Source organism: Brevibacillus sp. SIMBA_040 (genome assembly GCF_046535075.1).
Taxonomy (GTDB): Bacteria; Bacillota; Bacilli; order Brevibacillales; family Brevibacillaceae; genus Brevibacillus.
In genome coordinates, this window is sequence record NZ_JAWRXI010000006.1 from 24,142 (window position 1) to 37,319 (window position 13,178).

Genomic DNA, 13,178 nt, shown 5'->3' on the forward strand with positions numbered 1-13,178 from the left:
GAAAACAACGCCAGAGTCGGATGGTTCTCCTACGTATTCATGCTACACTTCACCTAAGAACATTACGGACTGGTAAGGGAGATAGAGATGAAACACTGGATAGGAGTAGGTTTGCTAATAGCAGCACTAGGCATGACTGGATGCAGCAGCTTGGAGATGGAGGAGAGCAAGAGACAAATGGAGCTGCCCGTGGATTCCATCGAAGCACTGGATATTCAGACTGAATCGGGCGACTTGATTGTAAAAGGCGATGAAAAGGCTACCTCCATTAAAGTAGAAGCGACCATAAAAAAATCGAAGAGCGTCACTGATGATGATATCATCGTTACCTTAGAGAAGGATGGAAATACAGCCAAGCTGGTTTCGGAGACAAAGGGTGGCTTTGGTGTTCGGATAACAGATCTTACGCTAGAAGTGACTATTCCAACCAAACTCAATGTGAACGTAAACGACGGCTCCGGTGATGTAAATATTTTTAATCTTGCCGGTGCGCTCACGATTGAGGATGACTCAGGCGATATACTGATTAAAGATGTTTCTGGCGAGGTAGTGATTCAAGATCAGTCCGGCGATATCAAGATCAAAAACGCATCTGCACTCAAGCTGATCAATGACGATTCTGGGGATATTTTCTTGGAGGATACAGGTGGGAATGTAGAAATACAAGATCAGTCGGGTGACATTGTCATTCGAGATCATACGGGAGACATCACGATTTCTGACGGAAGTGGAGATATGCTCATTGATACGGTCCAAGGAAATGTGACGATCACTGAGGATGGCTCTGGTGAGCGGGTAGTGAAAAATGTAAGTGGGTCTTTTACAGCAAACTGAATACGACAAAAAGCCGTTACCTGTTCAGGTAGCGGTTTTTTTAATTGCTGATGGGCTCTCTCGCTGTTTGTGGAAATTGTAATGAGTACAGCTGGTAGTAACGCCCTTCCGCTCTAAGTAGCTCAGCATGTGTGCCAGCTTCAACAATTCGTCCCTTTTCCATGACGACAATCTGATCGGCTTGTTGGATCGTCGACAGTCGATGCGCAATAACAAGACATGTACGACCAGTTAATAGGGAAGACAAAGCCTGTTGAATCAGGTGCTCCGATTCGGTATCTAGGGCAGCAGTCGCTTCATCTAGAATAATGAGCCGCGGATTTTTCAGGATGGCGCGTGCGATAGATAGTCGCTGCTTTTGTCCACCTGACAGCTTTACGCCGCGTTCTCCTACTGCTGATTGATACCCGTCCGAAAAAGCAATGATAAAGTCGTGAGCGTTTGCAGCTCGGGCTGCATCCTCGATTTCCTGATCAGTCGCATCGGGTCTGCCGTAGGCGATATTGTCACGAATCGTCCCGTTCAGCAAGATGCTATCCTGTGATACGATGCCAAGCTGACCGCGTAGGGATGCGGTTTTGAGATCCTTTACATCAAAACCGTCCACTTGTACTCGCCCATCCTGTACATCGTAAAAACGGGAGATCAGATGGGCTACAGTTGACTTCCCTGCACCTGATGAACCAACGAGTGCGGTCACCGTACCTGGGGTAATCCTCAGAGTAAAATCGTGCAAGACAGGCAAGTCCGGCTGATAGCCAAAGGTTGCATGCGAGAACTCAATTTCACCACGCAAGGGAGGCAGTGTGATCGCATCCGCTTTTTCCGTGATGCTTGGCCTTGTGTCCAGTATTTCGGATATTCGGTCATAGGCTGCCGCTGATTGCTGAATCATGTTAATCATCCGGCTAAGCTGACGCACAGGGGTTTGCAGCAATCGCAAGTAAGCGAGGAAGGCAACGATAGCGCCAATCGACAAAGCCCCCGACATGGCCTGCCAGGCACCAAACAGCAGAACGACCGCCATCCCGATGTAATTCAACAAATCAATAGCAGGACTGAACATAGCACTAATGCGGGTTGCTGCCAGACTAGCCTGCATATTCCGCACACTGCGCTGCTGGAATTGCTGAGCTTCGTAAGGCTCGGTAGCATATGCCTTCATGAGCCTTACACTGGACAAATTTTCGACCAGGTGATTGTTAACATCCGCTGATGATTCCTGTACAACCCGAAAGGAAGAACGCATTCGCTTGCCGACCTTGCGGGTGAAGAAAAACAGGAGCGGGAACGTACATAGCATCAAAAGCGTCAATTGCGGATTCACGTACAGCATATAGATGGCGATGGCGAAAAACGTAACCAGTTCCGTGACCATTTGCAGCATGCCAGAGGAGACGAGCTGTTGCAGGATGCTGACATCGCCTGTGATGCGAGACATCAAATCTCCTGTCCGGTTTTTATCAAAAAACGCCATGTCCTGCTTCTGAAGATGCTGGTACAGCTCGTTGCGCAGCCGATTGATCGTATGCTGCCCGATGTAGGAGAGTAAATAGCTGCTCAGGTACGTAAACAGGCCGAGAAACAGTGCTGCACCTAAAATACCAGCGCCAATCCACAGTAGCGCTTCATAACGTTTTTCCGGTATGACATGGTCAATCGTATAAGCTGTCAGCTGGGGAATCGCGAATTCCAGGAGCGAAATGACGAGAATCGCAACGAGTGCCAGGAGCATCTTTTTCCATTGCTCGCGCGCGTGGGTAAACAAGCGCTTGTACATGCTCCAGATCGAACCGGTCGTGGCGCGCTCATCCGTTAGAAGCCGCTTCGTCCCAGGCTGATTGTAGGTTCTCATCGGTGAGCATCCTCTCCGAAGTGACCCTCTAGCTTGTGCCGAACCTTTTTCACGAAAAAGATCAGGCGCGACAGCTTCACTGGATCGTTTTCTGCCTTCGTCTGAATCAGCTTCATCGTTTCCATCAATTCGTTCAGCTCTTGTTGAAGTTCAAGGTTATGAGCATTAAGATCCGTGGGCATCTGCACCGTAGAGCCCTCACGTTTTTCTTCTTCCTGTCTTTCCTGTAAAAAGACAAGGCCAGCTGCTGTAATGGAATACGTTTTTTTGCCGCTGATTTCTTCTGAGCTGACAAGCTCACGATCCTCTAACATTTGCAGCGTTGGGTAAATCGACCCTGGACTTGGAGAATACAGCCCGCCGGTTTTTTCCTCTAGCCCCTTCATCATCTGATAGCCGTGCATCGGCTCAGTAGCTAGCAGCTCCAATAACGCATACTTCACATCGCCTCTGCCAAAAAAACGCTTCCCGCGTCCGCCTCGCCCGCCATGACGATAGTAGCTGTCGTCTTTTTCATACGATAAGCCGGGGTGATACGGGTCATAGGAGCGCCGATACTCATCTGAAAAGGGAGACCGAAAATGATTACGCATAACATTCCACCTCTCAATACGATATATCGAATTCAATGTAAACGATATATCGTATTACTGTCAATATGCTGTCTTACTTTTTGCAATCGAAAGAAATTTAGCCGACTAATAAAAAAAGTCTTTAATCTCCAATAAAGAAGTGCTAATATAACATCTGTAAGCGTAATTGAGAATGAATCTCTTTATTACTGAGAATGAATCTCCTTATTACTAATAAGAATAAACCAAGACAGTATTCCTCCGGATCAAAGGAAGAGTAGGGAAGCGATGAAAAAGAGATATTTGGTCATAGCACTTATTTTGCTATCAATAGCGTCATTGTTTATCGGTGTGAAGGACATCTCGCCTTGGGAGCTGTTCAATCTGTCAGACGACAAGGTACAGGTGATGTGGATCAGCAGGATTCCTCGTTTGATCAGTATCATCATTGCCGGGATCAGCATGAGTGTCGTAGGTCTGATCATGCAGCAGCTGACACGGAATAAATTCGTTTCACCTACCACGGCAGGTACAGAGGACTCCGTCCGATTCGGGATTCTGGTTTCGCTGATGGTATTCTACGATGCCAGTCCGCTGGTGAAGCTGCTTGTGGCTTTTGTATTCGCACTACTTGGAACCTTCATTTTTATGAAGATCCTCGACAGGATTAAATTCAAGGATTCCATTTTCATTCCGCTGGTCGGTTTGATGTTTGGTAATATCGTAGGCTCGATTACTACATTTTTTGCCTATAAGTACGACCTCATCCAGAACATGTCAGCTTGGCTTCACGGAGATTTTTCCTCCATTATGAAAGGCAGCTATGAGCTTCTGTACATAAGCATCCCACTGGTGATTATCGCGTATCTGTTTGCCAACAAGTTTACGATTGCAGGGATGGGTGAAGAGTTCGCCATCAATCTGGGGTTGAACTACAAGCAGGTCGTCAATATTGGTTTGGTCATAGTCGCTATGGTTTCTTCCGTCGTGATTCTGACGGTCGGGACGATTCCGTTTCTCGGCTTGATCATTCCCAACATCGTGACCCTGTATTTGGGCGATAACCTGAAGAAGAGCTTGTCTCATACTGCTTTGCTGGGTGCTGTGTTTGTACTGTGCTGTGATATTCTCGGACGACTTATCATCTTCCCATATGAAATCTCGATTGGCTTGATGGTAGGGGTAGTCGGTAGCGGAATATTCGTGTTCTTACTCATGAGAAGAAAGGCATATGAACGATGAAAGCTAAGCTCGGTGTCCTGGCGATTGTCGCCATTGCTCTAATAGCCATATTCATGCTGATTGATGCCGGTGGCAACTGGGATTATGTACTGCCTCGGCGCTTGAAGAAAATTCTCGCCATTGTTTTGACTGGTACGATCATCGCATTTTCAACGATGGTATTCCAGACGATTACCAACAACCGGATTTTGACACCCAGCATCATAGGCTTGGATTCCTTGTACATGTTCATCCAAACCTTCGTCATATTCGCATTTGGTTCCACCCACATTACGCTGTTGAACAAAAATATCAACTTCCTGATCTCTGCGGGCGTGATGGTGCTGTTTGCCATGTTGCTATACAAGTTCCTGTTCAAGAGAGAAGGGCAAAATATATACTTTCTGCTTTTAATCGGGATCATTTTTGGCACATTGTTTAACAGTCTGGCTACGTTTATGCAGGTGTTGATTGATCCGAATGAATTCCAGGTCGTTCAAGACAAAATGTTCGCCAGCTTTAACAATGTGAACTCCGACCTGTTAGTCATCAGCTTCATCCTGGTGATTGCGATCGCGATTTACTTCTGGCGCTATATGAAATACCTGGATGTGTTGGCGCTCGGGCGTGATCAAGCCGTCAACCTCGGTATTGATTACGATTTCGTCGTAAAGCGTTTCCTGATCGTGATCGCTTTGCTCGTATCGATTGCGACCGCATTGGTAGGACCCATTACGTTCCTGGGGCTCCTCGTCGCCAACCTGGCTCATCAGTTTCTGAAGACGTATCAGCATAAATACTTGCTGGCAGGGTCATCCTTAATCAGTATTGTTGCTTTGGTAGGTGGCCTGTTGGTTGTAGAGCGTGTGTTCACGTTCTCCACTACACTCAGTGTCATCGTCAACTTTATCGGTGGAGTTTACTTCATCTATCTTCTGTTAAAGGAGAATAAATCGTGGTAGAAGTCCGGAATGTCTCAAAACAGTATGGTAGCAAATACGTCGTGGAAAATGTCTCTGTGAATATCACCAAGGGAAAAATCACGTCCTTCATCGGACCCAATGGGGCCGGGAAGAGTACCCTGCTGTCCATGATCAGTCGCCTTTTGACGAAGGATCAGGGAGAGATTTTTCTTGAGGGACAGGAGATTAGTCAATGCAAGAGCAACGAGCTGGCTAAAAAAATCTCGATCCTCAAGCAATCCAACCATATTACGGTTCGGTTGACGATTCGTGAGCTGGTCAGCTTTGGTCGCTTCCCGTATTCCCAAGGGAACCTGTCTAAAGAGGATTGGCAGTACGTTGATGAGGCCATCCGCTATTTGGAGCTGGAGGACATTCAGCACAAGTATTTGGATCAGCTGAGTGGTGGGCAGAGACAGCGTGCCTATATCGCGATGGTTGTCGCCCAAAACACCGAGTACGTCCTGTTGGATGAACCACTCAATAACCTCGATATGAAGCATTCTGTTCAGATCATGAAGGTGCTGAGAAGACTGGTAGACGAGATGGGCAAGACAGTGGTCATCGTCATTCACGATATTAACTTTGCTTCCTGCTACTCGGATTTTATCGTAGCGTTGAAAGACGGCAAGGTCGTGAAGGAAGGTCCTACAGAGGAAATCATCAACTCCTCGATTCTCAAAGACGTCTACGATATGGACATCCAGATTGAAGACATCGATGAAAACAAAATATGCGTGTATTTCGCGTAAGCTCTAACTTCCATTCGTTAAAATTATTTTGATGGCAAGCAGGGGGAAATCATCTACAAGCGAGCTGTCAATAATTTTATATATTTTAAAATATATATAGAGGTGATAGAAGTGAACAAGAAATTTATCATGCTGTTCATGGCAGTGCTGCTGGCGGTATTTACTGCAGCATGCGGATCAAATAGCGCGGCACCTGCTGCTACTCAAACTTCAGGAGCTGGAGCTTCCACAGATGCTACGAAAGCACCGGAAGCAGCGAAGGAATCAGAAGAAATTACAATCAAGCATAAATTGGGCGAAGCAAAACTGAAAAAGAACCCGCAAACAGTTGTAGCTTTCGACTACGGCGTTCTGGATTCTTTGGATAAATTGGGTATTGAAGTAACAGGTGTTGCCCAAGCAAACGTTCCTCCTTACCTGGCAAAGTTCAAGGATGCAAAATATAAAAACATTGGTGGCCTGAAAGAGCCAGACTTTGAAAAAATCAATGCGATGAAACCAGATGTTATCTTCATTTCTGGCAGACAGCAAGATGCTTATGAAGAGCTGAACAAAATCGCTCCAACGATCTTCTTGGGTGTAGATACTTCCAAGTACATGGAATCCTTCACTGAAAACATGAAAACTCTTGGCACCATCTTCGGAAAAGAAGCACAAGTGGATGAAGAATTGGCTAAAATCAATGACTCCATCAAGCAACTGAATGAAAAAGCGACAGCTAGCGGTAAAAATGCTCTGATCGTCCTGGCAAACGAGGGTAAAATCAGCGCTTACGGTGCAGGCTCCCGTTTTGGTATTCTGCATGACGTGTTTGGTTTCACTCCTGTAGATAAAAACATCGAAGTATCCACTCATGGTCAAAGCGTATCGTTTGAATACGTAGCAGAAAAAGATCCAGATTACCTCTTTGTGGTAGACCGTGATGGTGCGGTTGCTACAAATAAAGATGCCGTTTCTCCTGCGAAAAAAGTAATTGAAAACGACCTGGTGAAAAACACAAAAGCATTCAAAAACGGCAACATCATTTACCTCGATTCAAACTACTGGTACCTGTCTGGCGGCGGATTGGTTTCCACTGCGAACATGGCAGACGAAGTATTGAAAGACATCAAGTGGTAAAAGGTCAAGCAAAAGAGATATAGGTGGTATCAAGCAGCTCAGGGCGAAGCATTTTGCCTTGGGCTGTTTGTTTGTACGCGTTCATAAATAGGACAGGAAGCACGAAAAAACCATTCCCTTTGCGACTTGCTCAGGAATGGTTTTTGTTATACAGGAAGGACTTGAACGAAACTCAGATTAACGAGTACCAACCAGTCTGCGTTCTTCCACTACTGACTCCACAGGAGTGCTGGCAGGGTTCGTGCTTGGCTGCTCTTGCTCAATGGAGCTTGTTAATTCGAATGGGAGACAAAGCGGTACGCCTGTTCGCGGATCATGCAAAATGTCAGCCTCAATATTGAACACTTTGCGCAGCATATCAGGAGTCATGACCTCAACAGGACTACCTTCTGCTACGACAGTTCCACGAGAGATAGCGACCATGTGCTGAGCATAGCGGGTGGCATGATTGAGGTCGTGAACAACCATTACGATGGTGCGCTTCTCTTCTTCATTCAGCTTTTGCAGCAATTTCAGAACCTCGAGCTGATGCGCCATATCGAGGAACGTAGTCGGTTCATCCAAAAATAAAATATCAGTGCCTTGGGCGAGTGCCATCGCAATCCATGCACGCTGACGCTGACCACCAGACAATTGATCTACAGGGCGATCATAGAAGTCGATCATCCCAGTCATGGCAATCGCCCATTGTACGATCTCTTTATCTTCCTTGGTCAAAGAGCCGAAGCCTTTTTGATGCGGAAAGCGGCCATACGTTACCAGCTCAGATACGGTTAGTCCATCGGGCGCAGTAGGGTTTTGCGGGAGAATCGCCAGCTGCTTGGCAACGTCCTTGGTTGATTGCTGATGAATCGATTTTCCGTCCAAGAATACTTGCCCGCCAGTAGGCTTCATGATGCGAGCGAGTGTCTTGAGGATCGTTGATTTCCCAGAACCGTTAGCACCGACGAGTGCTGTAATCTTTCCAGATGGAATACTGATGTTCAAATCCTTTACGATGGAAAGCTCGCCGTAACCAATATCCAGCTTTTGCGTATATAAGCGTTCCACAACAGGTCAACTCCTTTATAGGAAGGTATGTATGGTAAAAAAGTATCGTTAGAAAATGATAATCATTTTCAATTAAGTATATAACGAAAAGGGTAATTTATTCAAGACTCGCAAGGATATAGAGTGAAAATTTTTGGTTTGCTGGATGTATGATATGCTTGTTTCAAATGTAAAAAAAAGGGGGAAGCATGATGGGGAATGAAAATGTAAAGGAGATTGTCGTCTGTGATTTTGTAGGAACGTATGTAGAGGTGACAATCGCCGAGCAAGATGGTTTAAGAGAACCCTCTTTTTAGCTACGGGAAGTAATGTAACCACTATGGTTTCCTGGCAATATGATGACGAAATTACAGTTATTAAAAAAGCATGGAACATCATCATGTTGAAACTATCAATTGCAAGGAGGGTCATTATGCAAAAAGTGATTCCTGCATTCCGGATAACTGACTATACAAGGAGTAAGGCGTTCTACATGGAAGGAATGGGTTTTCAAATCGATTGGGAGCATCGATTTGAGCCGCATCTACCTGTATTTGTTCAAATAACTAGGGATGAAATGACTATTTATTTGACTGAACATACTGGAGACTGCCAGGTTGGTGGATTAGTTCACTTCTTTGTTCCAAATGTTGATAACTGGTATAACGAATTAAAGAGCAAAGCGCAAGAAGAATTTCGTAATATTGAACCACCTAATGATGATATTGAAGGGCTTCGCATGATTACTGTCGTAGATCCGGACGGTAATCAATTACGCATATGTACTCGTCTTGTGTAGATTAAATCGGTTTGAATAGGGCTTTTTGAACCAAAAAAATAGCCAACATGCTCATCAAGTAAGCACATTGGCTATTGGTTTACAGGTAGTAATTAGCTTTGATACGTCACATAAGCGATGATGCCTTCTTCGTCATCCAGCACCAGCTCAATGCCGGCCGAATAAGGGTTGCGCTGCATCTGTGTTTCCAGATAGAAGCGAATCGCCTCGATCAAATTAATCTCGATAAAAACTTGCTTGCGATCCATCGCGTATACTTCAGCCGAGAATCCATACTCCTCATCCCACATGAGCTCTACGGAAACATCCTGTGGCTGAACTTGCTTTTTGCTCGCAACATGCAAGCAGATCGCGTTGATTAATACTTGTTCAGAAATTGTTATCTTTTCCATGTGTTCAGTTCCTGCTTCTTCTCACGTTGCGTTTTGAAGTACACGAAAATTTTGCGGATCAAAACGATCACAGCGACGATCGCCAGCATGTTGATCAAGAAGCCAAAGATTGCTCCCAGGGCGCCCATGTCACCAAACAGTCCGCCAAACAGCATACCTGCCAGACCACCAACTAGAAGACCTTTCATAAAACCGCCGTTCATGAAGCCACCGCTTTTGGTTGGAGCAGTAGTTGCAGGCGTAGAGGTAGTACCTTTATTTGTAGAAGCATTCACATTCGAATCGCCTTTACTAGGTGTTTGTGTATTTGTAGGAGTGGTGTTTGAGTTAAAAGATTTTTTCCCGGATTTATAGCCTTTTGCATCGGCATGGTCAGCAAATCCGGTTGGAGCAAGTACGAGCATTACGGCAACCAGCATCATGATTAGTTTTTTCATGTTAAATGAGTAGCCCCTCTCTTGTTTTTGTCCTTAGATATAAGTGTACACGAATATTAATTGTTTTTCCACCAAACATTCCGTGAACAATGCTATAATGGAAGTTTTCTGGAAAAATTAATCAAACAACTTTCCTGGATTTAGAATCCCGTTTGGATCAAACTGCTGTTTAATCGCTTTCATGAAAGGCAGTGTATCCGGGTGTTCCATCTGGAGATACTTCTTTTTCCCAATGCCAATTCCATGCTCGCCTGTACAGGTCCCACCTTTTTGCAGGGCATATTCTACAATCTTTCCATTTACCTCCTCCGCTAGTCGTACTTCGCGCTGATCTCGCTTGTTGTACATGAGAGTGGTGTGGAAGTTTCCGTCACCGACATGTCCCAAAACCCCTCCTGCAAGTCCGCTGTTATCAATGGTTTCTCGCGCATAAACCACAGCTTCGCTCAGTTCAGAAAGAGGGAGGCATACGTCAGTCAGCATCATGTCTTTGCCAGGAAAGCCGTGCTTGAAGGCATACGCTAAATTGTGCCGTGCTTCCCAGAGCCTGGCCCGTTTTTTGGAATCGGTTTCGACTAAAAAGCTCTCACATTCATTGTCCTCCAGCAATTCCTGGGCAAAAGTAACGTCCTGCGCTAAAGCAGCCTCATTACCATGGAATTCGAAGAACAGGGTCGGCTGCTCGGGATAGTCGGTTTCGCTGTGCAGATTCACTTGTTTGATCGATGCACTGTCAACCAACTCTACACGCGCGATAGCTAGCCCTGCGGATAGCAAAGAAACAGCTCCATCTACGGCAGTTTTCACAGTAGGAAACACAGCGCGACCGGCAATGATCGTCTCCGGGATTCCATATACCCGCAGCGTAATTTCCGTAAAGCTGCCCAATGTGCCTTCTGAGCCAACAAACAGCCCTGTGAAATGATAGCCAGAAGAAGACTTGGCAGAGAGTCCCCCCGTACGAATGATAGTCCCGTCAGCCAAGACTACTTCCAGATCGCGGACTTGACTACGCATGATTCCATAGCGCACACTCGTTGTTCCACTTGCATTGGTTGCCGTCATTCCGCCGATCGTGGCGTCCGCACCGGGATCAACCGGGAAGAAGAGGCCGTGCTTTTTTAATGCCTGATTCAGCTGATTGCGAGTCACACCAGGCTAGACCCTACTCCAAACGGAACGACTGGAATCAGGTGTTCGTTCGCATATTTCATGATGGAGACGACTTCTTGTGTAGAGGCGGGATAGACAACAATGTCAGGCAGTACAGGTGCATGATGAGACTCGTCCTTGCTGTGCTGCTGTAGCGTGGTTTCGTTTACAGTCGCACGATCTTCAGCAGTTAAGGCTCTCAAGTCTTCAAGCAATGAAGAGGGGATAGTAGTCATGGGGAAATCCTCCTGTCCAGTCGTGTTTCTTCTATAATAATAGGAACAAACCTCTAACACGATGAATGGTTAGAGGTTTTTATCTGTTACGCACTTTTTTTCAATTTGCGAGCTGCCCAGTTGCCAAGCGATTGGATGACCTGTACCAGAACAACAAGAATGATGACGGTGATGATCATGACTTCAATATCCCACTGCTGATAGCCATAGCGCAGAGCAAGGTCTCCGAGTCCACCTGCACCTACAGCACCTGCCATCGCGGTGGCTCCAATCAACCCGATCGTAGCGATCGTCAGACACAAGACGATGCCGGGTCTTGCTTCGCGCAGCATGATGCGAGAGATAATTTGTAAACGGGATGCACCCATCGCACGATAAGCCTCAATCACACCACGATCGACGTCGAGCAGTGCCGTTTCCATCAAACGGGCGATGTAAGGCGCTGTATAGACGATGAGAGGGACGATTGCTCCTTCGATTCCGATCGAGGTACCGACAACCAGCTCTGTAAAAGGAATGATGGCGACCATCAGGATGATGAAGGGCAATGACCGAACGATATTGATGAGAGTATTCAACGTGTGATAAATAACCTTGCTCGGAAACAAATGATTGCCCTGGGTAATGACAATCAGAATCCCCAGTGGAATCCCGATGATCGTAGCGATAAACAAGGAGATGCCCACCATGATGACAGTCTCTTGCAGCGATTGCCCAAATACGGGAATCATTTCTGTCAAACGATCCATTACCGGGTTACCTCCTCTCGTGTTACGATTTCTACGTTGTAGACGGACTCACGCAGGAAAGCGACGCCGTCCTGCACAGCTTGCTGCTCACCGGATATGTGAAGAAGCAGAATGCCGAGTGCGGTTCCTTTGATAGAAGTAATCGAGCCGTACAATAAATTGGTGCTTACCGGGAAACGTGCAGACAGCGTTCCAAGAACGGGATCGAGCGCTGCATCTCCACGAAAAGCGACGCGAAGAATTTTGGCAGAAGGTCCAGTTTGCTTGATCTTGGACAGTATTTCCGCAGGGACTTCATCATCAAAAATCGTTTTAATAAAGTTACGTGTGGTCGGTTGCTGCGGATTGCTGAAAACATCGAGCACCGAGCCCTGTTCAATGACGTGACCGTTTTCCATGATGGCAACATGATCGCAGATTTTTTTGATGACCTGCATCTCGTGTGTGATTAGGACAATGGTCAGGCCGAATTTCTTGTTAATATCCAGCAGAAGCTCAAGAATCGATTCGGTTGTTTGTGGATCGAGCGCCGAGGTTGCTTCGTCACAGAGCAAGATTTCCGGATCGGTAGCCAGCGCACGGGCGATGCCGACACGCTGTTTTTGTCCACCTGACAGCTGGGAAGGGTAAGCGTTTGCCTTGTCCGCAAGTCCCACCAGTCGGAGCAGATCCTCGACCTTTTGCTTGATGACATCCTTTGGAACGCGGTTCATACGCAAAATCTCAGCTACATTGTCGAAAACGTTGTAAGATGACAGCAGATTAAAATGCTGAAAAATAATGCCGATTTTTTTGCGTGCCTGACGCAGCTCTTTTTCTTTCAGAGAAAGCATATCTTGACCATTTACGATAACAGAACCGCTCGTCGGCTTTTCCAGCAAATTGATGGTACGGAGCAGGGTACTTTTCCCCGCTCCGCTAAAGCCGATGACACCATAGATTTGCCCTTTTTCCGCGTTCAATGAGACGCCCTTCAAAGCCTCGACCTGCTTATTGCCCACTTTGTATGACTTATGAATGTCGGTTAGCTGTATCATTTCTTAACGTCTCCTTGCTGCTTACTTAATTT

Annotated in this window: 13 protein-coding genes and 1 pseudogene; 6 read left to right on the forward strand and 8 right to left on the reverse strand. The window is 46.2% G+C overall.

Going from position 1 to position 13,178, the window contains the following annotated elements:
- Nucleotides 1-87 precede the first annotated feature (87 nt).
- Complete coding sequence (locus SB752_RS11650; RefSeq protein WP_410715816.1) at nucleotides 88-834, forward strand: DUF4097 family beta strand repeat-containing protein; 747 nt, start codon at nucleotides 88-90, stop codon at nucleotides 832-834.
- A gap of 40 nt (nucleotides 835-874) precedes the next feature.
- Here the strand turns inward: SB752_RS11650 and SB752_RS11655 are convergent, their stop codons facing one another.
- Together SB752_RS11655 and SB752_RS11660 are read right to left on the reverse strand one after the other, a co-directional pair.
- Nucleotides 875-2,689: an ABC transporter ATP-binding protein gene (locus tag SB752_RS11655; RefSeq protein ID WP_410715817.1), complete on the reverse strand. Its 1,815-nt coding sequence runs from the start codon at nucleotides 2,687-2,689 to the stop codon at nucleotides 875-877.
- On the reverse strand, nucleotides 2,686-3,282 hold the full coding sequence (locus SB752_RS11660) for a PadR family transcriptional regulator (protein WP_410715818.1): 597 nt from the start codon (nucleotides 3,280-3,282) through the stop codon (nucleotides 2,686-2,688). Before SB752_RS11660 ends, SB752_RS11655 begins: the two co-directional genes overlap by 4 nt.
- A 267-nt stretch (nucleotides 3,283-3,549) precedes the next feature.
- Between SB752_RS11660 and SB752_RS11665 the strand changes: the two genes are divergently transcribed.
- From SB752_RS11665 to SB752_RS11680, 4 genes are all read left to right on the forward strand, one after another.
- A complete protein-coding gene (locus tag SB752_RS11665) occupies nucleotides 3,550-4,503 on the forward strand; it encodes an ABC transporter permease (RefSeq protein ID WP_103104845.1) in 954 nt (317 codons plus the stop codon).
- Nucleotides 4,500-5,444: an iron chelate uptake ABC transporter family permease subunit gene (locus SB752_RS11670; RefSeq protein ID WP_410715819.1), complete on the forward strand. Its 945-nt coding sequence runs from the start codon at nucleotides 4,500-4,502 to the stop codon at nucleotides 5,442-5,444. Before SB752_RS11665 ends, SB752_RS11670 begins: the two co-directional genes overlap by 4 nt.
- Entirely contained in the window at nucleotides 5,438-6,196 is a 759-nt protein-coding gene (locus SB752_RS11675; RefSeq protein ID WP_410715820.1) for an iron ABC transporter ATP-binding protein, read from the forward strand. The genes SB752_RS11670 and SB752_RS11675 overlap by 7 nt, the downstream gene beginning before the upstream one ends.
- Nucleotides 6,197-6,307: 111 nt before the next feature.
- Entirely contained in the window at nucleotides 6,308-7,315 is a 1,008-nt protein-coding gene (locus SB752_RS11680) for a siderophore ABC transporter substrate-binding protein (RefSeq protein WP_410715821.1), read from the forward strand.
- Between the two features lie 177 nt (nucleotides 7,316-7,492).
- On the opposite strand, the gene SB752_RS11685 is transcribed toward SB752_RS11680, so the two are convergent.
- On the reverse strand, nucleotides 7,493-8,365 hold the full coding sequence (locus SB752_RS11685) for an ABC transporter ATP-binding protein (RefSeq protein ID WP_410715822.1): 873 nt from the start codon (nucleotides 8,363-8,365) through the stop codon (nucleotides 7,493-7,495).
- 412 nt (nucleotides 8,366-8,777) lie between these two features.
- Between SB752_RS11685 and SB752_RS11690 the strand changes: the two genes are divergently transcribed.
- Complete coding sequence (locus tag SB752_RS11690; protein ID WP_410715823.1) at nucleotides 8,778-9,143, forward strand: glyoxalase superfamily protein; 366 nt, start codon at nucleotides 8,778-8,780, stop codon at nucleotides 9,141-9,143.
- 92 nt (nucleotides 9,144-9,235) lie between these two features.
- Here SB752_RS11690 and SB752_RS11695 read toward each other — a convergent pair whose 3' ends face one another.
- The 5 genes and pseudogenes from SB752_RS11695 to SB752_RS11715 form a co-directional block, all read right to left on the reverse strand.
- Nucleotides 9,236-9,535: a YxcD family protein gene (locus SB752_RS11695; RefSeq protein ID WP_410715824.1), complete on the reverse strand. Its 300-nt coding sequence runs from the start codon at nucleotides 9,533-9,535 to the stop codon at nucleotides 9,236-9,238.
- On the reverse strand, nucleotides 9,523-9,972 hold the full coding sequence (locus SB752_RS11700) for a hypothetical protein (protein WP_410715825.1): 450 nt from the start codon (nucleotides 9,970-9,972) through the stop codon (nucleotides 9,523-9,525). The genes SB752_RS11695 and SB752_RS11700 overlap by 13 nt, the downstream gene beginning before the upstream one ends.
- A 117-nt stretch (nucleotides 9,973-10,089) precedes the next feature.
- Nucleotides 10,090-11,360 (reverse strand): annotated as a pseudogene (locus SB752_RS11705) (FAD-binding oxidoreductase).
- Nucleotides 11,361-11,446: 86 nt separating this feature from the next.
- A complete protein-coding gene (locus tag SB752_RS11710) occupies nucleotides 11,447-12,109 on the reverse strand; it encodes a methionine ABC transporter permease (RefSeq protein ID WP_410715826.1) in 663 nt (220 codons plus the stop codon).
- A complete protein-coding gene (locus tag SB752_RS11715; protein WP_410715827.1) occupies nucleotides 12,109-13,146 on the reverse strand; it encodes a methionine ABC transporter ATP-binding protein in 1,038 nt (345 codons plus the stop codon). Before SB752_RS11715 ends, SB752_RS11710 begins: the two co-directional genes overlap by 1 nt.
- Between the last annotated feature and the right edge of the window lie 32 nt (nucleotides 13,147-13,178).